Consider the following 23,614-nt stretch of genomic DNA (forward strand, 5'->3'; position numbering starts at 1 on the left):
TGAGGGTTAAGAATGCAGTATATCTCTCGAATCACATGATTGTGTACATCCTTAAGCCGATGATCCTGAAGTCCTGTCCACGGACATCGATACCTGCATATAAATGGACTCCTAAACCAGACGTACCTCTCAAGCCCAGCGCTAGTGCCTGCATCATGGCGGATAAAGCGCCCCCCAATCTTGGGACGGTTTCAGTGTCTCCCCCGAGCCACCGTCGCACTACACAATACTTTATAAATCCATATAGCTGGTGCGAGCCACAGATCACTTGGCCCCTTAAGAGTGCAAGGGCAAAAATACTTACAGCTTTTGAAAATAATTTGCGCACACAGAAAAAGCCATTTTTTGAAAAAAAATTACTCTCGGAAAGTCCTTTAATTACTACGATTTTTACAGCTTTTCCTGTCAAGACAAAACTCAAACAACAAAAAATGCTTTCCAGAAAAATAAACAACACTTATTATCGGTGTCAGTCCATTAATCAAAGACACTTAACAAGGCATTATGTGCATGCTCCTTACAAGCACTCTATACGAAGAGCGAAGAAACCGAGCGCCAGGAGAGTCGGGATGGTTAGGCCGAGTTTATCTTGCTGAGATATGGGTTGATTACATTCACCCGCCTGAGGCTGTAACGGCAAATAAAAAGCCAAAATCATTTTTCATAGAAGACTGCAGTCGCGCAAAGCGACGTCTTCAGTCCACATATATATTACTTAACCAGTTGGCCACAAAAATAAATGACGAAAAAATGAGCTTTGACAAAGCAACCAATATCGCGATTTTTTTGGCCGGCACTCTTGGCGCCCGAAAGACTCTGCACAAGTACATCTATGATAAAAATTTAATACAAGCCGCCAAGGCCTGCTTAAAGACGCCAGGTCTCACCATCGAACAGGCTCTAGAAAGGATAAGCCCATCAGTTAGACGAATTTAGAGATTGGGTTATCCGGGGCAAGCTCGCACGCACTGCTAAACGCCATAAACTCTTGTTCATACCGATAATGAGCCGGGCAAGTTTTTTTGGCTATCCGGATAATCTAGTGTAGCTGCACCCGATAAGCGGCACATTGTTCCTATCTCAAGAAGGGAACAACGTGCCTACAGTTAGGCCCGTGCCAGCCACAACGGCGAGGCGAAAAAAGGAAGCCACCATGACCACTTACACCGTAGCTCTTGCCAATGACACCGTTGGCACCATTATCGCTGAAGCTGTTTCCGTAGGCGATACCGTTACCGTTACGCTGCGTGACGAGAACGGCATGCCGATCCAAGCAACCGGTGAAGTGGTTGAGATCCTTGAAGAAGACTGGATGCATCCAACCACAATCCAAACCCGCGCTACCTAATGAGCAACTCCGTACCCTGTGCAGTTCGCGCTTGAGTGTATGGCTGATTCCACACACTAATCCGAATGGCCGTTTCTTTGAGACAGCTTTCTGCCTGAGCCTTCATTCCATATATAGGTTCGTCTATACCAAACGAACCTTGATCCTAGTGCCTACCCCCCCCGAAGTAGAGGCTACTCTGAGGCTGGAGTATCCACCGCACGGGTATTACCTTACCTGCCCAGCATATAAGCAATACCCCATCTTTACTCCTACCCACTTTAGCGGTTTCTTGAGGAACAACGGATGTATCTCTCAACCATGGCACCCGAGGCGCTTTCTGTAGTAGCAGAACTAGGATGGGGACTTTGGGTGCTTCGAATCAGCCGCGACGATTCAACGGTTGAGCACGTTGTGGTCGTCAAGGCCAGCAAGGAAGTTATTCTTACTGCACGAGAGAATCGGGAGTTCAGGTTCTACCTAGCTCCCTGTCAGCTGGGTGACAGTCGGGGGCTCACGCTGCTCACAGCGTTCTTTGACGACCCCGAGAATCCACTGACTATCACCTCGCCCCTTATTCCCGGCCATCCAATCCTGATGGAGCTTCAGAAGCTACCGAATGACTTCACTATCTGCTTCTTCGATGATCAGAATCGAGAGCTACTGAGCTGCCGGGCCAGGGCTCGCCTTGATCGGTTCCGAGAAACCCTGCTCTCAAGCTCGTACCTAGAGGCGGCGCACTGGAGATTGATTTGCGCCCAGGCTGAGTCGTGGTTGGCTAACCGAACTGCTAAAGACGATGCGCAATCCTTCGTCGTAGAGCTTCAGCAAGACCTCTTTCCTAGTAATTGCAAGATCATTGAAATGAACGCGCGGCATGGTTTTCTTGGATCCTCTGGATTTTCGAGCACTTCCCTCGAGCGAGCAGAGCCAGGCCCATTACAGGAGATCGACATCATCTTCTTGCTCCAGCGGGTATACGCCGCTGATCGTATTGTTCATGGCCCACTGAAGGTAAGCGATGATGAAGAGCTTGTAGACGTACTGATCCTTGGAAAGGAGATGAACGTACTGCTTCAGGCCAAGGACAGCCCCAATACCAGCAAGATCCTCAACACCACCATTGATCGAAAGCGCCGCAAGTCGGTGAGCCAGCTAAAAGACGGTCTCTCGCAGCTCGGTGGCGCTTTATCGACAATACGCCGTGAGGGTGTCGTGCAGTTAAAGATTGCGGCAACGGCAGGCCTTGAAGTGAACTTTAGCACTAAGCCGTGTCTCGGCATTGTTATCGTCAAAGAGCTATTTCCTGACAAATACGATGAGTACAGTTCGCTGGCACTCGACTTTGTCGGAAAACAACAAATGCCCATTGTATTCTTTGACTATCCCGAGTTCGAGGTAATGACACGTCATTTCCCATCTGAAGACGCACTGTTGTCAGTATTTGATCAAATCTTCGCCTACGCGCTAAACAACCACCTGTATCCGCGCTTTCGATTCACTCGCCCTTAGGCAAATAGCAAAGTGCATGGCGAGAATTTCGCTCCGAAATAATAGGGCGAACCTAATGGATCTCACAGACCCGCAATAGGTCGATCTGACTGCGTATCGAGAATATGAGTGGATCCATGTCAGCGGGCCGGATACCCGACGTAGAAGGGCCTACGGCGAGCAGGCCATCGCTTGCCACTTGATCTCTGCCATTTGCTACTGTGTGGGCTTGAGAGGGGCACTGATGCGGCTGAAGATTAGATCCGCCACCGCCCATGCCTGATTGGTGAGCCGAGTTAGCCCTTCAGTATTGGCTCGGAAACCATCCGCTTGCGACCAATAGCGGGCGACTGAAACAACTCATCAATTCATATGCACTTCCGCTTTCTGGCGCCGGCAAATGTTGACTGGAATGAGCAAGAGGACGAGCCGACGATGTATCACGAGCCGTGCAAGTCAAACTAACGTAGCAGAAAAATAAGTCCGGTTGACGTGGATCGTGTACCAAGCGGCCACAGTTGCCGGTATTTTGGATCACACAGAAGACAACCCGTTGTGAGCTCAGTCTGGCTGCTAGCAGTAAATCCCTCTTGCAGTCCACACGAGTTGATGTGGTAGCCAATACACGGAAATTGCACCTTAGTGTTGTCGATTTATCTATTCCACATGTGTAAACTAAAAGATTAAAGATTTTACAGCGGAACAATTACTCCCATGCTTAAAGATGCTGAAATTCGAAATGCGCTGGTGCAGCATCTAAATAGTAGGTCTCCCAGACCTAGCCGTATAGTGCAAGAGCTTCATATTCACAATGGCAATGCTATTGCTGACGTCGTCGCATTTTATAAGCAAATGCATTGCTTTGAAATCAAAGGCGAAACTGACAGCATTCAGCGGATACTCACACAAGCGAAAGTATACTCTCACTCGTTTCCCAAACTCACGCTAGTTCTTACTACTAAACATGTTCGCTGGGCGCTAAGAAATTTGCCTGAATACTGGGGAATCCTGGTTGCGATAGATCAGGGCGACCGAGTCATATTTAAATATGAGCGCAAGGCGTCTAACAATCCTGACTTCGTAATCGATAAGGCGCTCATGATGCTTTGGCGCCAAGAGCTTCTCGACGTTTCCGAGAAAATGGGAGTGATCCAGAAAAAGTCTGGAAATCGCAATGATTTCGCAAAAAATCTAGGATCTATCGTTAATAAAAATGACGCCTTGGCGCAGATCCAAAGTGCCATTCTTAACCGTACTAACGCTTTCTCACAACAAACGTGATGTGAGATGAGAGGGTTGCTTTAATCCAACTACCCGGCGCCCCCCCTTTTTGAGGCCTCCGCGCACTCAGATTACTTCGCGCGTGAATATACTTGTCACCATCTGAATATCCACCGTCTCGAAAATAGGGCTTACTTACAATGTTATCTGCAATATCGAAATATTGACCGTACCCTTTGGCATGGCCTTGAAACTGTCCGCCGCGCTCAGCATAGAACTCCCCGGCAGTGGTATAAAATACTTTTGGGGCCATATACTTCGGCATTAAATTAACGGGTAAATCGGATTCTGAAAACTCCGGACTAACTACGCCATAATCACCATAATTAATAGTCGACGTCTCCGGAATGGCGGCTAATTTCCTCCAGAGCTTGTCCTCTAATCTTTCAACCATCATCGTAGTTTTAGTTTTCATCAACTTAGCTATGTTGGCGGGAATCACTGACCCAACAACAATATAATGGCTAATCATAAACTGCTGACTGCATTGCTTATAGAACTTTTCAATCGAAGCATGAAGATCATCAACGTCTCCCTGCTTTTCGATCAATCTACAATCAAAAACTAGATAGGTTTTTGTCACACCCACGCCAGCTGCCTCAGCCAGAATCTTTGCCAGTTTCGGCTTAAGCAAATTGAAACTTTGGAAGTCCTCCGTTTGCAGCCGTATACCTAGACTGCCACTATTGTTTTTGCAGTATTCAATGGCTGCGACGTTGTGATCCGGTGCACGATCAAAAGCAACGACAGGGATTATGTTGTATGCCTTCAGCTCATTGAGAATGTACCTATATTGCTGAGCGCCACACAGCAGCACACTGTCATCAAGATCGTAGTTATCTATAAAAAAATGAAGATTTGGAATTTTATTGGAATGAGCAGCTAATTGCTTCTCACCCTTGCGCAGCCTACTCAGTATATCCGACTCAGTATCTTGCTTTTTCTCTTTAGGTATATCAAAGAGTGGCAGCGTAAAATTCTGGACGTCAGGATATATGGAAAATACGGCCTGAATCTCATTCTGCTTAAACTTCAAAAACGGAGCGTAATTATACATCCGCGAACCCCAAAAGTTTTTTTACATCCACTGTGCGATGATGACGGGGATAAAGCTTGTAGTCTTTGGCAGCAAACCTTATTAATCCTGCAACAACATCTGGATGAACTCCTAGGCCAGCACAAGTTCTCTCTAGCATGGAGTCGCTGTGACGATTTTCATATAACACACGCCACTCACGACGCGGGACAAAGCTTTCTCTGGCGAATGCGTTCGCCTCTGCTTCCATATCCTCGGTAACGATTTCTTCTAAATCATCAACGATTGGGGTATCAAGCCGGTCGTCGTGAAGACACAGATGGGCGAGCTCATGCGCGAGCGTGAACCAGAAATTATCATAACGATTATATCGAAGCGTAACTCCAACCATTGGCCGTGAGTCCGGCAACTTGAGTACACAGCCATCCATCTTCATCGAGGTATAGCCGGGGTGAATTATCAAAACCACTCCGTATTGCTCTGCCAGAATATTTGGAAGATCAACAATGCATTCTGGATTTACGCTTAACTTTACGATGTTACTGACATCATCCTGCGAAATTCCTTTGTATTTCGCCGCCATCGTAAGTGAAATTCGCTTCGCCTCTGTGATAGATGACGAAAGCCAAGCCTGAATTTTTGTTTCGTGCGCCTGAGGATTTTTTCTATATAGAACACCGGCTACTTCAGTAGACTGAAGCGCAAGCGTTGCTAAGAACTCTTGCCTCGACATATTCTCCGCTCTTTGCGAGTCAATGTCTTTATTAGACAGTTCTTGGCTAAATCTCTTGTATGCCTCAAACAAGGCTCGAGTTGATATATCGGAACGTGAAATGACAGGGACATCATCCCAAGGGGAGAAATTATCCTCGCTCATTACGCAGCTCCTTGCGCTATTGACCGAGCTACAAACTCTGAGGCTTCAAAGTAGCGGAGATCCTGGTAATTGGTATCAATGCCATAATCCGTCATTTTCAGGCTTCGGTAGTAACCTTCTGACGAAGGTAAAGAATGGAGCGAGAATCCAGGCCGATATCCTAGAACATTAATTGAATAATTTACTGCATGAACCAACAACCTCGTACCAACCCCTTCAAATCGACGGGCATAGCCGTTCCTTCGCCGATTCCAGTATGCAACGGCTAGGTAGTCGACGTAAAAAATTCCCGCATTGTCTTCTCTGCTCTCTTTTGGATGTTTGATTATACAAGCAGCCTGGACTTTCCCGTCCGCCGTCAAATAAAACCAAAAATATTCAGCAGAATTGCACTGCACGGCTTTTTGAGCCCATGCCCAGTGGAAGTCATTTAGCTGATAGGAGTCGAGTAGCTCACCCCATTTATCTGGGCTGTTCAAAGCATCTGGATTATCTGCTATCAGCTGTCCGAAGATCCTTGCTTTCTCTTCGCTCCAGTCCATGTCAAGGCTGACCGTAGTGCGGAGATCAATCCCATCGGAGATGTTGTAGGGGACATCTTTACCTGTGTGGAGGCATTTCAATGTTTGCATGTGCTGCGGCCTTACATCCTTGGATGGCTATCCGCATGAATATAGCAAATTGCCACCAACGAACAAAATGCCTGTGTCAATTGATCACAAGCCATTGCTTTAATAGGATTTTCGGCGGTAACCATGCCAACAATTTCGTTCATAGCAGCCTAAACGTGGTTGAATCTCGTACAAATCAACTCGCAAATATATCTGTAGCGATACTACGTCGCGTAGTGGGGGCTTAACCGGCTACCCGCCTTAATCAATAAAACTTCACCCTTAATACCTGTTGAGCATCGGACAAGACCATAGGTCTCGCCCTTTGCTTCCCACTTCGTCCCTGCACCGCACCCGATTTGGCCCCTCCATCAGAATCCAAGCCTGCTTTTCAACCTTTCAAACCAGGTTGTTTCCTTAGGCTCCACCTGAATATCAGTTCGATCCGGTTGGCGTACGTCCTCGCCATTCGCGCGAGCCGTCTGGTGCAGCGCCTTGGCTCGAATATCTCGATTGCGAACTGCATTGATCGCCTCTTGGGACATGTCGCCAGCCCAAACAACCCTACCGGATCGCACCCAATAGTGTGATCGGCAGCGGAACGACCAATTACCTATCGAAGGCTTCAGCGAAACCGACTCGCCGTCAAAGGACATCTGCCAGTCAGTCGGAGAGAACGGCGTGATCACCTTGTATCCGCATCCGCACGCACACAAATGCACTGCAGTAGCGAACTCCATTGCCAAGTAAAGCTCACCTGGCACAAGCCTCTCCGGGAATTGCGCTACAAACTGCGGGGCGAGTCGACGAATTGTCATGGCCTCTCCTCGCTGTTGCCCATTTCGTTGAGGTTGGTCAAGTAGGTGATGTGGTCAGCCTGACTATTATCGGAATAGAAGCCGCAGAGTCGCTTCCACATCCCAATTGCCAGCACGGCATTGAGGGCGTTCAGATCGGCGATTTGTATGTTCGAACGGTAGATGTCCTCAGCATCATTCTCCGTCAGTGGCATCGTCCGATCAGCATGGCTATGGTGCCCTGGCGTCAGCGCTGTAACCCGGCACATCCCCCATACCTGATGAGTTTCGCCTACTAGGTGAACGCCCATGCCCACATCAAGTAGCGAGGTTTTCGTTCCTCTGAGCTCCTTCACAACCAACTCACGCGCCTTGGTGTTATCGACGCAAAGGAAGACGTAGTCGAAAGCACGAAGCTCCCCCACGTTGTCCGCAGTGATCATGCAAGAATGCGGAATGATATGGCGGTGCATTGCACTGAATACCTCATGCAGGTACTCCACCTTTTTCATACTCCGCTCCAGTGCAGCGAACGGTACCGCCCCTGGAAAACGGAACGCATTGTGCTGCTGGAGGGCATCGCCGTCATACATGTGGATCTCTGCCACTGGCGTCTTCGACACCTGATCCACGATGTACGCACCAGTGCCGCCCAGTCCCACTATCGCAATTTTCAGCCGCTTGAATTTCTCGGTTGGCATACCAATCCCTGCACGCGCAGACGCCGTATCTGTATATGCGAAAACCGACTCCTCAGCGTCCGACCGAATAGGCGAGAACGTTTTCGCGGTGACATCCTTGTCGATCGCATTAGCTGGGCCACACAACATCGCCACGTACAACGAGACCTTCTCGTAGTAGTCCACGTAATTACCAGTGCGAGGCTTGGCAGAGAAGTAATGATTCACCATCAACTCAGGCAGCAGCTGCTGCCGGTTGCTGTTGTTGATGATCTGCTCGAGTGGCCTCCCCCGTGAGTCACAGGGGATTTCGCCAATGAAATATGCAGTGTGATCGTTAGGGCGCTCGGCCACATCTGCAGTGAGATTGAGCGTCATGACTAGCACGCCTTTGCAGACCTGGCGCTGCGCATTCACATAGGGAACGTCTCGAATCAGAAGGTAAGAACCTATGATCTCGAGGTTGTACCCTTCGTTGCGCAAGCGCAGGAGGTGCGGACTACGACTTATCAGTTGGTGTGACATTGAAGTGCATCCCCTTCTTGATTTGGACGATCTGGCCATCAACCAGGTTGTTGAGCGAGCTGCCTTCAAAGCCCTTGGCGTAGGTCACCGTGAACTGCGCGTTGGGTGCTGGCACCGCATCGGGATAAGCAAGGCGAACTACCTCCCAGTAGCTGAGGTAGCGGGAGTGGACGAAGGTAGGCAGGGTGTTAACGAAGACCTTGATATTGATCCCCACCGCAGCGAAGTGCTCGACCCCAGGACGGGCCAGATCGAACAAATCATGGTCTCCGACCAGCTCATCGTCTTCGCCAGGAATCACCAGGTAGACCTCATATTTATGAGAGTCGACGCCAGCGAGGTGCTTGAGTGTGCGGCCAGAGATGCGCTGCCCACCCCAATCCTGCGAACGGCCATCAATAAAGAAGCGGAACGAGCGGTCGCTCTTGAACACCAAGAATTTCTCGACACCCCCTTGGCGCAGATCCGTCGTCTCGCTCGGGCTAAGCAACTCGAGATGGCCATTGGTATACATCTGGTAGAGCAGGTACTCGTCGACTGGGCGCAGCCCCACTGCTTCCAATACCTGTTGCCCGGTCGGAACCGGATCCGAAATCACCAAAGGTCGGTATTCCAGGTTCTCGTTGCCCACTTGGATTTTGTATGGCCCGTGCTCACGGACTTCACGGCCAGCCGATACAGCGGCGGCCACGTCCTCTACATCAAGATCGTTTAACTGCGTCATGGTAAAGCCCTCTCATAGGAATCAAACGAGTAGTTGTCCATCCAGACAACACCATCGCCAATAAAAACGACCCTTAGGTCGCTGTCCAGCCAGACAACAGTGGACTTCAAAAAAAAGCCGCTTATCATTGGACGTGAAATGCAGCTGTTGTTTGGCTAGACAACAGACTACTCCCGCCTATGCGGGCAATGCAAGCGGTTGGAGAAAATAATGGATTTGGCTGGCTTCATCGCTTCAATGCGTGAACGACAAGAGCTGAGCTTTCGTGAGCTAGAGAAGCGTGCAGGCGATCTGGATCACGCGTACATCTGGAGACTAGAGAAGGGCAATAAACAGGCCCCTTCCGACGACGTCGTATCGCGGCTGGGCCAAGCTCTTGGGTTGGGGCATCGGGAAGCTGAGGTCTTTAAACTGCTCGCGAAGCCAGTAACCGTCGATGATGCGCTCTACCGCCTAATGATTACTCGCGAGGACATTCCTTGGGAAGATTTCGAGGACGTTGCAACCATGAGCTTCCGGGGAGAGCGCCCTAATACGGAAGAGGCTTGGCTCAAGCGTATCGCGCTCATTCAACAGATGTAGTGGCGAGTGTTTTCATGGACGAATACATTGCTGTAGCACGAGCCAGAAAGCTTCTGAAAGATGCCGGAGTAACGACAGTACCGGTGGACTCCGAGGCATTGGCATCATTCTTGGGTTTTCAGGTTTTAAGAACGGAGCTGGCCAAAGGTGAGTCCGGCTGTACCGTTAAGCGACGTGAAAAGATTTGCATCTGGGTCAACCAGGACGACAGCCCGCTACGGCAGCGATTCACGATCCTCCATGAGATCGCCCACCACATTCTCGAGCTCGAATCCAATCATGGCGACAAGGTTCCCTCTGATGAGCTCGAGCGCTATACCGGTCGCCCGCCTGAAGAGGTGCTTTGCGACATTTTTGCCGCTGAATGCTTGGTTCCTTGGGGAATAATTCAGCCTCTTGCTGAAGAGAAAGACTTCACGCTCGAGTACCTCACGGAACTGGCTGAACAATTTCAGGCCTCCCGATCTTGTATCGCATCCAGATTCGCGCAAGCCTCTGGAGCACACTTGGCATTTGTAGTCGCCGAGGAAGGGGTCATCAAATACTCAGTCACCTCGAAGGCACTGAAAGATGCTCGAGTGTGGATCAGGACAGGCACCCAGCTACCTCCTAATTCAGCTGCAGCTAGGGCATTTAAGTCCGGCGCCAGCAGCTTTCATGAAGCGGATACTGAGTGCCTGGATTGGAGCAATAGCGATGATGCTCGTCGATTCGCCTGCTATGAGCAAGCGACCTACCACAGCCCAACCAAACAGACTCAATCGCTCCTCATTTTTGAGGAGCTTGAACAGCACCAAGCATCGAGTAGTTATCGCAGTTCCCATGATGTAAGCAATGACTTTCTGGAAGAACTAGACGGTTATCCGGGATGGTCTAAGCCTCGGTATTAACTGTTGAAACTTGACATTGTTCATTCATAAAAACACAGAACAATAGCGCTGACTAAAGCAATCTAAAAATAAAAAGCAGGGAATAACAGAAGCGTATGTGGATAGTTCTAGATACAAATATTTACTTCAACAACTGGTTTGCTTCTAGTGCAAACTTTGAAATGCTATTGAATTTCTGTAACAACCGACGCTGCACTTTGTTGCTGCCGGAAATTGCGGCTAAGGAAGTCAATAACAAGTATCAGCAAACCAAGGAAAAATTGATTGGCGCGTATGGAAACACGCTAAAAGATCTGGCGAAGCTTGGCATAGATATTCCGAATGAGTATGAAAAGATCGCGTCGAAGGTTTACGACATAAACACCACGCTGCAACAATTGACTCGAGACGTGCAGCTCGTTAGCTTCAAGTCAGTGCCTCACTCCCTCTTGGTAGAAAAAGCCTTGAAGCCTAAGTTACCATTCCGAGAGAATGAAAAAGGCTATCGCGATAGTCTTTTTTGGATTTCGTTACTAAATTATGCTAAGAAGTGCAAATACACGGGGGATATCGTTTTTATAAATCAAAACTCCAAGGATTTTTATATTGAACGAGGCGGTATTGTAAGCCTACATCCAGATCTTCAGGAAGATATCGACGAGCTCGGTGTGACTGCAAATTTTATCATCCATGATGGCATAAAAAGCTTTATAGACTCATGGGGGACGGGGGACGTTCATGATATAGACTGGGCTGAGTTCTACGCTGAACACAATGGCACACTAGATAGTGCGGCTGGCGAAGAGGCAATCGATCATCTGGACTCTCGCCCACTGGATGAGATCAAGAATTTGCTAAGCGCGGCTGGTTACGACCAGCGGATGTTAGATGCGGCATTTGAGGTAACATTCGAAGATTGGGAAGGCGTGGAAGATTCTGAAATTATAAATATAAGAAAATTTCAGCCGAATTCAGGCGAGCTATTCATTGGCTACAAATTCGACTTCCGAACACTCGATGTAAAGTTGCTTATGACGCACACGCACTACTACGCGGACAAATATTTTATTGACAGCCAAGGCGAGCCTGACTTATCGGATGACATCGTAGAGGTAAGTCTTTTAGTTCGTGCCGATTTGGAAGCGAGCGTTATTTTTCATCCTAAAAATGATGTAGTATCAAGCGTTGAAATTAATCGCATTACTCTCAGAAAGCTGCGCTAAACCCATTGCTTAGCTTTTAATTTAAGCCGCTCTGACACATTATTAATTTGCGCACTATTCAATTCAGGTCAGGGTTGGTCTGCTGACTTGACGAAATCGAACGAGAGGGATATTTGCACCTTTTCTGGACGGTTTTTAATCGAGTTCACGACAAGTGCGGGCATTGGAGGGAACCCGCGTGGTGCGACTTTTTGTTGTCTTTCCGAAAGAGGCCAGTGGATTTTTGCGCCTCTTGGATACACTCGAAGGAATACGATTTTCATGGCTAGGATACCGACTGTCCCATTCCCCGTTTTTTTTAAAAAGAACCTTAAGCGCGTCCTGGAGCACTGGACGCCTATTACCGTCACCTTAAGTTTTTTCGGTGTAGGAGTGGGTATCCTAAGCCTATATGTCTACACACGCGCCATTGGCCGTATAGACCTTTTCATGCCCGCCACCGATGCCAAATCAGCCCTTGCCATCTGGTTGCTTCTAGTCCTACTGACTATGGCGGCGTATCTCATTACTCTAACAGTGACCACTTGGCTTTATGGAATATCCGTATCTCAGTTCGACAAAATCCGTCGTAAGCACAACCAAGTCGCTTGCTGGTTGTTGATTCCGTTACTGATCGGGTTCGGCACTTTTATACTGATGGCATTTTTCAGCTCAGAGCTCTTCAAGACCCCAATTGCCGTATCCATTATTGCGGTCACTACCGTTCTGGGCCTGCTGATGCTCTTGGGCTTCAGGCGTTTTCGCATATTGATTGCTTTGAATACATGCAGGGCTATTACTTGGCAGCAAGCGCTCTTCCTTCTCTGGCTCGCTGTCACGCTAGTGTTTACAGTCATCTCAGCTGCTATCTCTACGTCGCTAATTCTCACCAGCTATGTCGGGGACGACACGCAAGAAGCAATCCGGTTTGTGGCCAAGTTTTCTATGGGGACTTTGGTTCTGAGCCTGATTCCAACGTTCGTCTTTTATACTGCTAAAGGCGATATCTACCGACGAGTTGCATATGGTTGCTCCGCACTCGTAATTCTATTCCTGATATTCTTGCTACTCGCGCCCGGCGCTATGACAAGCATCACCTTTGCGGCGGCGGGCAACCTGGAAATTCGGCAAAACACAACTGCAAATTTCATCCTGGATGACCAGATCGAGCTGGACGATCTCGATAACCTCCAGTGGCGTACACGCCTACATCCGTCTAACAAAGTAGCAATCCAAGGCTTCCAGTTATTCTCGTTCGGAGATGTGCTGCTGCTATGTCCAAGTGACCTGCTGGAACTCAAACCTCATGAGCTTCCACACTACACGCGACTATGTCTCATGACGCGCAACAGCAGGGTAAATCGCAAGCCATTGCGCCCTCATTACCTCAATAAAACCGAGCCCAGTCCAACTTGGCAGGAGCACGCCGAACGTTTGATCAACTGGAAGAAGTTGAACCCTATGCTGAAACTACCGCAAGCAAAGGGCTAGCTGCTGAGAGCTTGTGACTCATGCTCTGCAATGGTGATGTCAAACGAAAGGGACATTTGTACCTTTGTACCTTTTCTGGACAGCGCTGAATCGGGCTCACGACAATAGCGAGCATTGTCATCAGGAACGGGACTGAAACCATGCTCTATCTCACCGATGCGCAACCTGCATACTGCCCAAAGTGCGGGAAGCCCATAGAACTCAGGCTATATGGCTGGGAGGCCCAGGATCGCTTCTACAACGCCAAGCAGCCGTTTCTCTGCGACTGCGGCGCGCGTTATCTGCTCAAGGAGGATGCCGTTACCAGAGCTTTCGATCATGCCGAGCCAGTCGGAGGCGATGCTGGTTTTGACCGCGCAGCTAAGGTGAACCTATTGTCCGAGCTGTATGTGATTCTTGGGGCTCTCGATGCCCCGGAGACGGTGCTGGATCAAGTGCTGGCAGCAATCGAAGATGACTCGCTGCCATACCCTACTTTGCTCCCCTTCGAGTATGAATAAATGGTCAAAATCCATTGGTTTACCGCATCCAGTCCCGAGCAGAAGCATGTCCCCGAATGGCGGCGCTCTTTCGGTATCAGCGACAAGGGCGCTGTCTTCGTGCCGGCAGCGATGGCCGGTGATGACTCGGAATTGAACGTCATGCTCTGCGCATCTACTGATGGGCAAAGCACAGCTGTGCATCTCGATCATCATTTCGTGCCAAGCAATTGGCTCAAGCGAGAGTTTCCCAAGCACTTCGAGCTGATCGAGATCATCGAGGCCCGTGCTCAATTGACGATAACTGCAGCATTTCAGCAGCATGAGGGGTAGCGACAAGAACTCTGGTCAGCGCTGAGCGCGCAGCAAAAACATAACGTGGTCGAGACCATGGCTGCTCAGCAGATCGAAGCTGTCACGATGATCGGGAAGCGCTGGCACAGACGCAATTGAGCAGGCTTTGATGCTATTATCTGAAGGCAAATGGAGGCCTTTCCGATGACCAAAACAGTCGCTGTCAGTGTTGCAAGTCAAGTCCGCAAGCTTGCCAAAGCTTACGAGGTTACCGCTGAGCGCGACGGAATGAGCTGCATGGCTGTGACCATCACTCGCCTTGCTGGCGACATGGTCGAGCTTGATAACGTTGAGCAGTTGCTCGTCAATCTTAAAAAGAAAGGCGTTCTGAGTAAGTCGGAAACGCTTGAGCTCCAGGGTCGCTACCTCCAAGAAAAGAGACGTTCGAAGACTAAACTCAGCGCATGAGCTTCGATCCTTTCGGCGATTTTGAAACAGCCGGCTATCTTCAAAATCTCCTCGGCCTCAAAGATCCTACTGACGTCAAAAAGACTGAGCACTTCACCTTCGAGCTAAGCATCGAAGATGCTCTTTCCTACCTGGCTCAAAAGAAAATACTCGACTACGACACCGTTCGTGAAGTTCACAAGATCTTGTTTGGCGGGTTTTATCCATGGGCCGGCAAAGATCGAAGTGAGCTCGTTCCGCATCTAGCGGTATTCAAAGGGTCGCACCACGACCCACGCAGCACCGCCTTCGAGCAGCCTGCTTTAATCAGTATGGCTGTCGACTATGCGTTCAAGCTCGCGGCAAACAAGACGTTCAAGGGAAAGCCAGGTGAGGTTATGGGCCAACTGGCGTTCGCTCACCCCTTTCTGGACGGCAACGGACGCACCATCCTGCTCGTATTCATGGAGCTATGCTATCGAGCCGGTTTCGCCATCAATTGGTCAGATACGAGCAAAGATGACTACCTGCAAGCGCTTAGCGACGAGATTCGGGAACCTTCAAAGGGGCACCTTGATAACTACCTGAAGCCTTTCGTTGTCGGCATATCGAGCCGTGACGAGTGGCCGGAGATCATCGGTGGTATTCGCGGCCTGGATGGACTCGACAAAGAAGACATCTCGTACGAGAACATGGATAACCCGGAAGTCCAGCAGATCTACAAAACCTACCGGGCCCATCATCAAGACACTCCGAAACCTCCGGAGGCTGACGGCTAATTGAGCCGGCTCATAAACTTCATGATGCCGCCAATCCCAAGAGCCTCGCCTCAACTTCTCTGCTCCGAAGTGAATCACCGGTTACAGGAGTTTGTCCCACGGCACATTCCCGGCGAAATACCCAGCGGCGAAAACCAAAGCAATGGTGCTCAAGAGCACGAAACGCCAGGCGGGCAGCTTCATCGCAGTGTCCCGTACCTCTTTTATGATCTTGCTATGCTCCAATCACACTCTCCTCATAGCTGCGATATGGTGGGAAATAGAAGCCCTTGAGCCGGTCAGCTCTCGGAGGTTTGGTTTTTTACCTGAAGCAATTGTTTCAGACTCGATTCGCTGCTTGCTCAGTGAAGGGGTTCAGCACGTCAAACCTGGTTCTGCACAGGCGGCGCACCCGGATAAAAACCCTACAGGGGTCAGTCACGTGTCCTGCAGCCTCCAAGGCTGTTAGCGGTAGATCGGAGTGTCTGTTGAACGCCCGAAAAACTCATCCTCGGCAGCTTGTAGCGCATGGCGGTACAACGCGTTGTTGAAAGTTAGGGCTTTGGGCTCGAGAGATTTCTAATCGAGATTGAAGATTCCTCACGCACACCTGCATTGAACTTTTACTGGTTCCACAATGCGTTATCCGGAGTGCTCGAGGAGCTCAGCGGCTTTGATTGTGCATAAGCCAACGGCCCCGGAGCGATCCTAGCGTGTGTTTTCTGTCGGGCTCTGGCATAAACAAAAAACCCCAGATCGCTCAGGCGTCCGGGGTTTGGAATGGGCATAAAAAAACCCGCTTAGGGCGGGCTCTTTGTTCAAATACATAAATCACACGATAGCCAAAATGATGCAGTTAACTGCAGGCGACGTCAATAGGGGGGACTCCCGTGCTCAGCCCAAGGCGGACGCTATGGCGTTTTGGAAAGATGAACCAGGATCCGATGATTACTGCTGGCATAGCCTAAAAACCAGACTTTTCAGAGTTTCCCTCACGCGCGTCAGCTTCGTTTTCGCTCTCATAATGGTAGTCAACCAATCTTCCCTTAACCTCACCAACCTCAAACTCGTCCAAAGCTCTGGTGCCGAGCAACAACGAATTTTTAATTTCGACGCTAAACGCAATATCGCGACCGGGCATATCATACTTCTTTCTATGAGTGCCACTTGCCGATCCAGAAAAAACAACCTTTAAACCGTCTTCAAACGCAATAGAGTCTAAATCACCGATCTCGACTTCATCATATATAGTATCTGACTCTGCGATGGGGCCCGACAAATCCTCGCCATGCAACAATCCATACGCATCCTTTTCGCAGATATCCCTACACACCTCTTCTACTTGATCGTCGGCGATCAATTTATATTCTGAATTTTCCAAGAGCAAAATCACATGATCGAATAGCAGGTCTGCTGTTAGGCTCTCATTATCCGAACTTTCGTCTTGAACGATAACTTCGAGTCTTGACGCAAGCTCTTTAGGCTCATAGTAAATATATACAACTTGCGATAGCTTTTCGTTGTTAAAATTCTCATCAAAAACCAGCGACTGGAAGTCTTCATAACCAAATATTGTTGCTACGACCTCACCTAGTCCGCCCAGAGATAGTTGAACACCATCTGCTTTTAGACTTTCTTCGAAAGCAAGCATGAGGCTATAAGATGAGGGAAACCGATTTGATGCCTGTGCTGATTTCAACCTAGCACTAGCAACAGCAAACCGCTGTCTTTCGATTGCGGCATTTTGCTGCTTTTTCTCTTCGTCTAATTGAGCTTGATTCGCTCGACTTTTGGCCTCCGTCGCGGCTGCTACCGCCGCCGCTGAAGCGGCGGCTGCCGCTTCAGCGTTTCCTTTAAATTTTTCGCTTCTTAGCTTTAACTGTTCAATTATTTCTTTTCGGCGATCAATATCTAACTGGACGTTCTGCTCCAAAAATCTCTTTTCTGGATCCGCTAACAGCTTCTGCCTATTCAATTTCTCTTGTTGTTTAGTTTTACTCACTTCAATTGATATTGCTTGCTGGTGCAGTCGATCATTTGCGAATTTCTGTAACGACTTCAATAGCAATGACACCCAAGGGAAAGCGAACAAAAATAAGATTGTCATAACCAATGGGATGACAATAATCGTATTTAACGCTATTACGTCAGTTTCTTTTAGATATTTACTAAGTGCGTTAATCCTTTCTGTAGTGGTTCCGTCGCCCCATATTAGGATTGCCAAGTGACTCCAGTTACAGACAACCCATGACCCTATAAACGCGCCAATGAAAGGATCATTGACCTTTGTTTTCGTATTTCCGGAAATTGACTGCAATATATCGTCAAGAAATTTCATTCTGCATGACCTGCGCAACTATATTAAAGACGAAGCATCACTTGCCACAAATATGCTGACGAGTATGCATATACGTTTCAAACTTGTGAATCGCCCCAGGTTTTATAGACACTCTCCAGACTCTGTTGGCATTCCTTGCGGGTATCATTACTGCGCCTCATGGCTGGTAGCAGCTCAAGTGGAAGCTACTCTCATATCATTCTGACTTGGAGATCGTCTCCCTTACGATTGCAGAGTGCTTGATCTTGCCCTTTGTTGCCGTGACCGTCTGCGTAGTCGTCAGAACCTCAAGCTTGATCTCAAACTCTTCGCTGTAAGGTCTGCTCTGAAAAAGGCGGGTCAGATGCTCAGCGAATTGCTCCGCCAGCTCACTACTGTCGAGATATAGCGTCTTGTATGAGAGCCGGCCAGTAGGTGTCGAGTACAGACCCGTCACAACGTCATCGTCCCGATAGTGACCATCACGCAAATTTGAAGGAACCAAACTGCTGGGCATCTCGACCCTGATAGTGGCGTACTCAACAACCGATTTGTTCTTGAAGTCTCCAGCGCCGCGTAGCTTTGTGTGCTTCATAGCTAATCATCCTTTCTGGTTAGAAGCAGAATGCCAGGACGTCCGATGAAGAGCGACTGGCCGATTCCAGACTTTTGCTACCGGCAACTCCCGGCTAAAAGCGGGCAATCATATCTGTCCGTGATACCCGGAACGTTCTGTCACTTTATCTCGCCTCTCCCTAGCTGTTCGAGCGCGTAGCGATGGTCACTTGAAAAATCCATAAAGCCCTGAATTGCGCTAGCCGGCCCGCAATGACGATGACCGAAACCCAGCCAAATCTTGTAGTCGCTTAATGAGTGAGCTCCCAAAGCTAGAGCACCTGGGCTACCACGATAGAACTCGATGGCTCGGGTCAATATTTCACCTGTCTCCTTATCAACTAAAATTTCCTCGCTACGTCCGATTTCATCGTTAAAACTACGTGTTTGCGTGACTTCCATAAAAATTCGATCCGACGACCAATAGTTACGGGTATGTTGATTGACGGTTTCCGACTTATGGAGTTCATTGGCACCCCACTTCTGCCCAACCGTCTCCGGATTTTCCTTAATCCACTGCTCCGGGGTTTTATATACCCAGAAACCCGCTTCGGTTGAGCAGTAGTATTTGTGCATTACGTACACAGGTATCCAATCCCAAAATACCAAGTTGTACATCATGAAAGCCGCCAACCAACCGCCAACCCAACCTTTGCCAAAACGCTTTGTGGCATAAAGGTTGGCACGGTTAATTACATAGGCGGAAATCAGCAGATATAGTCCGAAAAACAGCAAGTACACCAGTGCGATCATATTGCCATCCTTGCATACGGGTTAATTGCCACCGGCAGATTCAAGCCTGTCACAAGCGACTCCTTCTGGCCGACTGCAGCCTCTCGCTCGATACAGCGACCAATCCGCTCAGGTCACACAGATTCCTCCAACCTCTCCCTCTGCTGTCTCCAAGCCAGCTTTATCCCCTCAATATTCGGAGCAAATCTGGACATATGCCGAATGCCAACGACCGGCACCTTCCGCCCAGCAATGGTCGCGGTGAAGCCATAAGTGGCATGGTAAGAGGAAGAATCAACATGCTCCAAGGCCTCTCCATCGCCAAACGCTTCCCAGAGAATCTTGGCGGCCGATGGGCTTCCTAGCCCATTGCTGTAGGCAATGATCAGCTCCGCTTCCGCAATTGGCATGGTCACTCGCTGAAAGAAGTCCATCGATTTGCGCGTGAGCACTTCAAGGCTCGCAGCGGAAGATTGCTCCGCGACTTTTCGTATGGACGCAGCATCCCGTGAGCAAAGCAGCAAGGCATTGGTATAGAGGGTGTCGCGCCAATCAAATCCAAGTGCAGCGGGCAGATCTGTCAGTCGCCGGGCCAAGGTCTTCGGGCCCCAGCCACCTTCTAGGCCATAGGCAACATTGGAGAACATTGGCTGTTCATAGCCTGCGCATATAGCACCGGCATTGGTGTGGATGGCGTCGGCCAATGAGCCGTTGAAACCGACCATGACCAGGCGCTTACGGCGTGGTGGGGCTGCAAGCAATTCGAAGGCACAGTCGAACGGACGTGATGCGAAGTCCCCAATGGCGAGACTCTCGAGGACTTCGAGAATATGGTTGCGGGTTTGCAGGAGCATGATGCTATCCATTCAGAAAGGTGCCGCGATGATGCTGAAGAACGCAAGTGCTTACGGAAATGCTGAAGATCAAGCTGATTCCCAGGGCAACAGGGTTACTGAATCCCCTCGGCCTTTGACGCTCCTTGTCACATCACCTGTATGCCTATCGCCTAAGTTCAGGTGGGGTCAGCAACCGTATAAAGATCGTTCTATAGCGTTTTAGACAAAGGCTATTGAGCCCAAGGGCACAGTAGCTCGCTTGCTATGTACGTCGCCGGGGGGAATGCGGCTAGATTGAATCCAGTGCTTCAAGCACGCCATCTACTCGACGGCAGCCGATTCGCGGCAAAAAAACTACCTAAGGTGGCGAAAAATTGCCGCCGGCGGCTTCGTTCCCCCCAAATACTCTGCACCCCAGGTGCAATAACGGGCTGGTCTACTTTTTGCTTTTAAAATTATTGACTATAAAAAATCAATCTATTGAAAAGGCTACAGGGAGAGCGCCATGACAGGAATAACACCTACCGTATTCAACATGAAAAGTGTTACTGATCATATTAGAAAGACAAAAGAAGATGGAACTCTACAAATAAGTAAACATACGAAAATAGCTGTACCGCCGGAGATGAAGGCGGAGCACGCTGAGCGGGTGCGTGAATCCGCCAAAACAGTTGCAGAAAGCAAGGCCGCATTCAATCGTGCGGAGCTAGAGAGCAGAAAGAATGTAACTAAGCCGCCCTCGCCCACGCACAGCGTAGAGAATAGCGACATTCACCTTCCTAATATTGCTTCGCTTTCTCGAGAAAGCGCAGTCACTGTGTTAAAGAGCTTAGAGTTCATGACTAGCAGGGGAATGGACTCCGGAAAGAGTATTTTCGGTATGAACGGAGACAAAAAAACTGACTCCATTGAGACTTATGAGTCATGGCTTCGAGCCACAATCGGCATTGATGAATACGTTTGAAGCAAACCATTTTCAGCCCATAACGGAAATTGTCGCGTGTTGAGCAGATGAACCGCTCTCCGATGGACTGATTGCGTATTCCAGTGATTGTGCTCCACCGCGCTGATGATTCTGACCCACCACATTTCTGCGCCCATCAAATATCGACTGAATGGCAAACGCACCTCAATGTAATATTTTATTACATATGCTTGTGTGCCTCACAAGGCATGGCGTGGAGCGGGTCTGCGCAACATATTGCGCAGCTTGAGATCGCTACACTCGCCTGCTCAGCAGCCCTGCTGAGTAAGTAAAATCCAACTCGACTGGAATACGTTCGCAGGGCAATCTTTAGATTGATGATTGCTGCTTTTTTGGTTCGTTACCGCACCAATAAATGAGTAGCGTCTGGGCGATGCAAGCCGCGTGTATGGTTTGCGTTACCAAGGAATAGGTATCAAGGAATGAGCGGTTACGTCCCAAACACACCAAAGGCGAAGCGAGTAGCCGAGCTGAAAGATGTAAAGCCCGTTGACCTTCACGCACAGCGCTGGGCCGAATACGAAAAGCACGGCAAAGAGCCGGCACCACCGCCAGAGAAAGTTAAAATAGCCCTGCGTATCGGGCTGTTTTTCGACGGCACCGGCAATAACGCCAGCAACAGTGCGCTGGGCGCACTCTGTGGGGCGCACCATCCAGTGCAACAGAATGACCTGGATGCCAGCTGTAAGCCCTATATGGCTGACCCCAACAGCAGTTATGGCAATGATGTAACCAACGTCCGAAAACTGCGCGACCTATACAGGGAATCCGTGAGTCCGGAAAGCGACAGTCAACATCGGCCAATGTCTCGTGGACTCTACATTGACGGTATTGGTACCAACGTAGGCGGAAAAGACAGCGTTATAGGTTCTGGTGCTGGCCGAGGTGATACAGGCGTTGAAGGCCGCGTTCAGGAAGCCTTTGGGCGGATTAAAGAACTTGTAAGCGAGATTATTGAACAGAACCCGGATTGTGAAATCAGTTCGCTGACCTTCGACGCCTTTGGTTTTAGCCGTGGCGCAGCGGCTGCACGGCACTTCGCCAATGAGGTTGTCCGGGGCAAAAACGGGCCGTTAGGGCCTGCCCTGCGTGACAACGCAAAAGCCTTCAGCCGAAGCTTCGCTGACCAATACCTGCAAGACATCAATATGGGCTTTATCGGCCTGTTCGATACAGTCGCCTCGGTGGCTGGGTTGACCAACCTGGGTAATGTCAGCAGCTCCATCGCCCCAGGCATCAAACTGCATTTGGCCAGTCGGTATTTCAGCAATGTGGTGCACTTGGTGGCGCGTGATGAGCTACGCGCCAACTTTGCACTGAGCACCGTAAGCCCTGATCACTGCGAAATCACCTTGCCAGGTGCGCATTCTGATATTGGCGGTGGGTACTTGGCGGAGGCTGAAGAGTGCGTACTTGTCAGCCCTATGCAGGCGTTGACAGTGCGACAAGGTACGGATGTAAAAACCACCTCAATCTACCGAGATGCGGCCCAGGCGAAGGCCCGTATGGTCGCAGAAGGATGGCCAGCATCGGTTCTGGAAGTTGTGACGCCTGCCCCTAAGTTGCTGCCCGCTGACCCGCAAGATCGCCTCGCCCCACGACAACAGCGTGTCTATGCCGGTTTGCAACTCAAGCGCCCTGTAAAGGGTGAGTTGTCTCGGGTTTATCTGCGGGTGATGTACGCGCTTGCCAAACAGAACGGGGTTCCGTTTGATGACATTCCGGATCTGTCCAAGTACAGATTGCCGGCTGAGCTTCAACCACTCTGTGATCGATTTGTGGGCGGTGACTACAGCACCACTGCTGCCGATGAAGCCTTGCTCAAGGGCCGCTATATCCATACCTCCGGGCACTGGAATAACCCCCTCGGCAAGCTAACCCCCAGTGGCTTCAAGCTGGTTTACATCAACGCGCCAAGTGCTGATGGCGCTCGCTTACAACATCCCCATGTACCGGACTGGACACTATTGTGATGAAGCCACTAATCGCCCTGCTGGGCGTGCTGCTGTTGGGCGGTTGTCAGGCAACCGATCCTCTCTCGGGTGAGAATGATCCCAAAGACCACCAATGGAACCTCCAATTTACTGGGCCGATTTATATGAGCGGCTGGGTTGAAGCTAGCTTGGTGGAGGATATTAAAGGTCGCATTCTCAATCATGGCGCTGGTGGCGTCATTGGCTCTGGCAGCTCTGATTATGGTGTGGCGACCGAGCTTGCACGGGGCTGGCCGAGGGATCTAGGTGGAGGAATTCATGGCGTTACTGGTGCAGACCTGCCGAAGCGAGTTTTTGTGCGTTGGCAGTCCGTAGTGGAGCAGAAAACATATCGTGCTTGGGTGGATATACCCGAAGAAGCACGGAAAATCATGCACACATCAACACACCGTCGTTGCCCGAAAACACCTGAGCGGGAAGCTCGCTATATGGCTTCAATGCACCTTGGCCTGGCTCCGGGGGGGATTGTGCAGGTCTGGGTCGGGGACGAATGCAGGAAGCAAGTAAAAGTAGCTCGCGCCCAGGCCGAGATAGAACCTCTGGGGCCAGATCAGGGCAATAGTGAGGGCCGTTACGCTCACAAGGTCAGCGAGTTTTCAAAGCGCTATATCGAGAAATACGGCATTCCGTACGGGAGTTGGTAACCGTCCATACTGTTGCCAGA

Annotated in this window: 25 protein-coding genes; 14 read left to right on the forward strand and 11 right to left on the reverse strand. The window is 49.7% G+C overall.

Going from position 1 to position 23,614, the window contains the following annotated elements; all coding sequences use genetic code 11:
- Window positions 1-31: 31 nt before the first annotated feature.
- Complete coding sequence (locus tag OU997_RS03140; protein WP_267808923.1) at window positions 32-457, reverse strand: hypothetical protein; 426 nt, start codon at window positions 455-457, stop codon at window positions 32-34.
- Between the two features lie 696 nt (window positions 458-1,153).
- On the opposite strand from OU997_RS03140, the gene OU997_RS03145 reads away from it, so the two are divergent.
- From OU997_RS03145 to OU997_RS03155, 3 genes are all read left to right on the forward strand, one after another.
- Window positions 1,154-1,348 (forward strand): hypothetical protein, encoded by a 195-nt coding sequence (locus tag OU997_RS03145; protein WP_267808925.1) that lies wholly within the window; start codon window positions 1,154-1,156, stop codon window positions 1,346-1,348.
- Window positions 1,349-1,633: 285 nt separating this feature from the next.
- Window positions 1,634-2,839 carry a hypothetical protein gene (locus OU997_RS03150; RefSeq protein WP_267808926.1) on the forward strand — a complete coding sequence of 402 codons (1,206 nt, stop codon included), beginning with the start codon at window positions 1,634-1,636 and terminating at the stop codon, window positions 2,837-2,839.
- 693 nt (window positions 2,840-3,532) lie between these two features.
- Complete coding sequence (locus OU997_RS03155; protein ID WP_267808928.1) at window positions 3,533-4,099, forward strand: sce7726 family protein; 567 nt, start codon at window positions 3,533-3,535, stop codon at window positions 4,097-4,099.
- Here the strand turns inward: OU997_RS03155 and OU997_RS03160 are convergent.
- The 6 genes from OU997_RS03160 to OU997_RS03185 form a co-directional block, all read right to left on the reverse strand.
- Entirely contained in the window at window positions 4,074-5,156 is a 1,083-nt protein-coding gene (locus tag OU997_RS03160) for a beta family protein (protein WP_267808930.1), read from the reverse strand. The genes OU997_RS03155 and OU997_RS03160 overlap by 26 nt on opposite strands.
- Window positions 5,149-6,012, reverse strand: a complete 864-nt coding sequence (locus OU997_RS03165) for an ImmA/IrrE family metallo-endopeptidase (protein ID WP_267808932.1) — start codon at window positions 6,010-6,012, stop codon at window positions 5,149-5,151. Before OU997_RS03165 ends, OU997_RS03160 begins: the two co-directional genes overlap by 8 nt.
- Complete coding sequence (locus tag OU997_RS03170) at window positions 6,012-6,644, reverse strand: hypothetical protein (RefSeq protein WP_267808933.1); 633 nt, start codon at window positions 6,642-6,644, stop codon at window positions 6,012-6,014. The genes OU997_RS03165 and OU997_RS03170 overlap by 1 nt, the downstream gene beginning before the upstream one ends.
- A 350-nt stretch (window positions 6,645-6,994) precedes the next feature.
- Window positions 6,995-7,441, reverse strand: a complete 447-nt coding sequence (locus OU997_RS03175) for a DUF6527 family protein (protein WP_267808934.1) — start codon at window positions 7,439-7,441, stop codon at window positions 6,995-6,997.
- Window positions 7,438-8,625 carry a ThiF family adenylyltransferase gene (locus OU997_RS03180; RefSeq protein ID WP_267808935.1) on the reverse strand — a complete coding sequence of 396 codons (1,188 nt, stop codon included), beginning with the start codon at window positions 8,623-8,625 and terminating at the stop codon, window positions 7,438-7,440. The genes OU997_RS03175 and OU997_RS03180 overlap by 4 nt, the downstream gene beginning before the upstream one ends.
- On the reverse strand, window positions 8,600-9,349 hold the full coding sequence (locus tag OU997_RS03185) for a multiubiquitin domain-containing protein (protein ID WP_267808936.1): 750 nt from the start codon (window positions 9,347-9,349) through the stop codon (window positions 8,600-8,602). The genes OU997_RS03180 and OU997_RS03185 overlap by 26 nt, the downstream gene beginning before the upstream one ends.
- A 210-nt stretch (window positions 9,350-9,559) precedes the next feature.
- On the opposite strand from OU997_RS03185, the gene OU997_RS03190 reads away from it, so the two are divergent.
- The 8 genes from OU997_RS03190 to OU997_RS03225 all read left to right on the forward strand — a co-directional run bounded on the left by OU997_RS03190 (window position 9,560) and on the right by OU997_RS03225 (window position 15,492).
- The gene (locus OU997_RS03190; RefSeq protein WP_267808937.1) at window positions 9,560-9,931 is read left to right on the forward strand and encodes a helix-turn-helix domain-containing protein; all 372 of its coding nucleotides are present in this window, start codon (window positions 9,560-9,562) and stop codon (window positions 9,929-9,931) included.
- Between the two features lie 14 nt (window positions 9,932-9,945).
- Window positions 9,946-10,821 carry an ImmA/IrrE family metallo-endopeptidase gene (locus tag OU997_RS03195; protein WP_267808938.1) on the forward strand — a complete coding sequence of 292 codons (876 nt, stop codon included), beginning with the start codon at window positions 9,946-9,948 and terminating at the stop codon, window positions 10,819-10,821.
- A gap of 95 nt (window positions 10,822-10,916) precedes the next feature.
- Window positions 10,917-12,023, forward strand: coding sequence for a PIN domain-containing protein (locus OU997_RS03200; RefSeq protein ID WP_267808939.1), 1,107 nt, complete (start codon window positions 10,917-10,919; stop codon window positions 12,021-12,023).
- A 261-nt stretch (window positions 12,024-12,284) separates the two neighbouring features.
- The gene (locus tag OU997_RS03205) at window positions 12,285-13,493 is read left to right on the forward strand and encodes a hypothetical protein (protein WP_267808940.1); all 1,209 of its coding nucleotides are present in this window, start codon (window positions 12,285-12,287) and stop codon (window positions 13,491-13,493) included.
- Between the two features lie 140 nt (window positions 13,494-13,633).
- On the forward strand, window positions 13,634-13,993 hold the full coding sequence (locus tag OU997_RS03210) for a hypothetical protein (RefSeq protein ID WP_267808941.1): 360 nt from the start codon (window positions 13,634-13,636) through the stop codon (window positions 13,991-13,993).
- Window positions 13,994-14,305 (forward strand): hypothetical protein, encoded by a 312-nt coding sequence (locus tag OU997_RS03215; protein WP_267808942.1) that lies wholly within the window; start codon window positions 13,994-13,996, stop codon window positions 14,303-14,305.
- A gap of 165 nt (window positions 14,306-14,470) precedes the next feature.
- Window positions 14,471-14,734, forward strand: a complete 264-nt coding sequence (locus OU997_RS03220) for a hypothetical protein (RefSeq protein ID WP_267808943.1) — start codon at window positions 14,471-14,473, stop codon at window positions 14,732-14,734.
- Complete coding sequence (locus OU997_RS03225) at window positions 14,731-15,492, forward strand: Fic/DOC family protein (protein ID WP_267808944.1); 762 nt, start codon at window positions 14,731-14,733, stop codon at window positions 15,490-15,492. Before OU997_RS03220 ends, OU997_RS03225 begins: the two co-directional genes overlap by 4 nt.
- A gap of 943 nt (window positions 15,493-16,435) precedes the next feature.
- On the opposite strand, the gene OU997_RS03230 is transcribed toward OU997_RS03225, so the two are convergent.
- The 4 genes from OU997_RS03230 to OU997_RS03245 form a co-directional block, all read right to left on the reverse strand.
- Window positions 16,436-17,809 carry a hypothetical protein gene (locus tag OU997_RS03230; protein WP_267808946.1) on the reverse strand — a complete coding sequence of 458 codons (1,374 nt, stop codon included), beginning with the start codon at window positions 17,807-17,809 and terminating at the stop codon, window positions 16,436-16,438.
- 196 nt (window positions 17,810-18,005) lie between these two features.
- Window positions 18,006-18,383, reverse strand: a complete 378-nt coding sequence (locus tag OU997_RS03235; protein ID WP_267808947.1) for a hypothetical protein — start codon at window positions 18,381-18,383, stop codon at window positions 18,006-18,008.
- A 140-nt stretch (window positions 18,384-18,523) separates the two neighbouring features.
- Window positions 18,524-19,156 (reverse strand): hypothetical protein, encoded by a 633-nt coding sequence (locus tag OU997_RS03240; RefSeq protein WP_267808949.1) that lies wholly within the window; start codon window positions 19,154-19,156, stop codon window positions 18,524-18,526.
- Window positions 19,157-19,269: 113 nt separating this feature from the next.
- Entirely contained in the window at window positions 19,270-19,989 is a 720-nt protein-coding gene (locus OU997_RS03245) for a hypothetical protein (RefSeq protein WP_267808951.1), read from the reverse strand.
- A 487-nt stretch (window positions 19,990-20,476) separates the two neighbouring features.
- Between OU997_RS03245 and OU997_RS03250 the strand changes: the two genes are divergently transcribed.
- From OU997_RS03250 to OU997_RS03260, 3 genes are all read left to right on the forward strand, one after another.
- Complete coding sequence (locus OU997_RS03250) at window positions 20,477-20,935, forward strand: hypothetical protein (RefSeq protein WP_267808952.1); 459 nt, start codon at window positions 20,477-20,479, stop codon at window positions 20,933-20,935.
- A gap of 443 nt (window positions 20,936-21,378) precedes the next feature.
- On the forward strand, window positions 21,379-22,929 hold the full coding sequence (locus tag OU997_RS03255) for a T6SS phospholipase effector Tle1-like catalytic domain-containing protein (RefSeq protein ID WP_267808954.1): 1,551 nt from the start codon (window positions 21,379-21,381) through the stop codon (window positions 22,927-22,929).
- The gene (locus OU997_RS03260; RefSeq protein WP_267808956.1) at window positions 22,929-23,594 is read left to right on the forward strand and encodes a DUF2931 family protein; all 666 of its coding nucleotides are present in this window, start codon (window positions 22,929-22,931) and stop codon (window positions 23,592-23,594) included. Before OU997_RS03255 ends, OU997_RS03260 begins: the two co-directional genes overlap by 1 nt.
- Window positions 23,595-23,614 lie beyond the last annotated feature (20 nt).

It is taken from the genome of Pseudomonas sp. SL4(2022) (assembly GCF_026625725.1).
Lineage (GTDB): Bacteria > Pseudomonadota > Gammaproteobacteria > Pseudomonadales > Pseudomonadaceae > Aquipseudomonas.

What these genes read in the sequence shown, in the direction of transcription:
- OU997_RS03230 (WP_267808946.1), bottom strand. Translation starts at nt 17,809, where the DNA reads ATGAAATTTCTTGACGATATATTGCAGTCAATTTCCGGAAATACGAAA.
- OU997_RS03235 (WP_267808947.1), bottom strand. Translation starts at nt 18,383, where the DNA reads ATGAAGCACACAAAGCTACGCGGCGCTGGAGACTTCAAGAACAAATCG.
- OU997_RS03165 (WP_267808932.1), bottom strand. Translation starts at nt 6,012, where the DNA reads ATGAGCGAGGATAATTTCTCCCCTTGGGATGATGTCCCTGTCATTTCA.
- OU997_RS03250 (WP_267808952.1), top strand. Translation starts at nt 20,477, where the DNA reads ATGACAGGAATAACACCTACCGTATTCAACATGAAAAGTGTTACTGAT.
- OU997_RS03245 (WP_267808951.1), bottom strand. Translation starts at nt 19,989, where the DNA reads ATGCTCCTGCAAACCCGCAACCATATTCTCGAAGTCCTCGAGAGTCTC.
- OU997_RS03240 (WP_267808949.1), bottom strand. Translation starts at nt 19,156, where the DNA reads ATGATCGCACTGGTGTACTTGCTGTTTTTCGGACTATATCTGCTGATT.
- OU997_RS03215 (WP_267808942.1), top strand. Translation starts at nt 13,994, where the DNA reads ATGGTCAAAATCCATTGGTTTACCGCATCCAGTCCCGAGCAGAAGCAT.
- OU997_RS03195 (WP_267808938.1), top strand. Translation starts at nt 9,946, where the DNA reads ATGGACGAATACATTGCTGTAGCACGAGCCAGAAAGCTTCTGAAAGAT.
- OU997_RS03260 (WP_267808956.1), top strand. Translation starts at nt 22,929, where the DNA reads ATGAAGCCACTAATCGCCCTGCTGGGCGTGCTGCTGTTGGGCGGTTGT.
- OU997_RS03170 (WP_267808933.1), bottom strand. Translation starts at nt 6,644, where the DNA reads ATGCAAACATTGAAATGCCTCCACACAGGTAAAGATGTCCCCTACAAC.
- OU997_RS03220 (WP_267808943.1), top strand. Translation starts at nt 14,471, where the DNA reads ATGACCAAAACAGTCGCTGTCAGTGTTGCAAGTCAAGTCCGCAAGCTT.
- OU997_RS03225 (WP_267808944.1), top strand. Translation starts at nt 14,731, where the DNA reads ATGAGCTTCGATCCTTTCGGCGATTTTGAAACAGCCGGCTATCTTCAA.
- OU997_RS03160 (WP_267808930.1), bottom strand. Translation starts at nt 5,156, where the DNA reads ATGTATAATTACGCTCCGTTTTTGAAGTTTAAGCAGAATGAGATTCAG.
- OU997_RS03155 (WP_267808928.1), top strand. Translation starts at nt 3,533, where the DNA reads ATGCTTAAAGATGCTGAAATTCGAAATGCGCTGGTGCAGCATCTAAAT.
- OU997_RS03200 (WP_267808939.1), top strand. Translation starts at nt 10,917, where the DNA reads ATGTGGATAGTTCTAGATACAAATATTTACTTCAACAACTGGTTTGCT.
- OU997_RS03255 (WP_267808954.1), top strand. Translation starts at nt 21,379, where the DNA reads ATGAGCGGTTACGTCCCAAACACACCAAAGGCGAAGCGAGTAGCCGAG.
- OU997_RS03190 (WP_267808937.1), top strand. Translation starts at nt 9,560, where the DNA reads ATGGATTTGGCTGGCTTCATCGCTTCAATGCGTGAACGACAAGAGCTG.
- OU997_RS03185 (WP_267808936.1), bottom strand. Translation starts at nt 9,349, where the DNA reads ATGACGCAGTTAAACGATCTTGATGTAGAGGACGTGGCCGCCGCTGTA.
- OU997_RS03210 (WP_267808941.1), top strand. Translation starts at nt 13,634, where the DNA reads ATGCTCTATCTCACCGATGCGCAACCTGCATACTGCCCAAAGTGCGGG.
- OU997_RS03175 (WP_267808934.1), bottom strand. Translation starts at nt 7,441, where the DNA reads ATGACAATTCGTCGACTCGCCCCGCAGTTTGTAGCGCAATTCCCGGAG.
- OU997_RS03180 (WP_267808935.1), bottom strand. Translation starts at nt 8,625, where the DNA reads ATGTCACACCAACTGATAAGTCGTAGTCCGCACCTCCTGCGCTTGCGC.
- OU997_RS03145 (WP_267808925.1), top strand. Translation starts at nt 1,154, where the DNA reads ATGACCACTTACACCGTAGCTCTTGCCAATGACACCGTTGGCACCATT.
- OU997_RS03150 (WP_267808926.1), top strand. Translation starts at nt 1,634, where the DNA reads ATGTATCTCTCAACCATGGCACCCGAGGCGCTTTCTGTAGTAGCAGAA.
- OU997_RS03205 (WP_267808940.1), top strand. Translation starts at nt 12,285, where the DNA reads ATGGCTAGGATACCGACTGTCCCATTCCCCGTTTTTTTTAAAAAGAAC.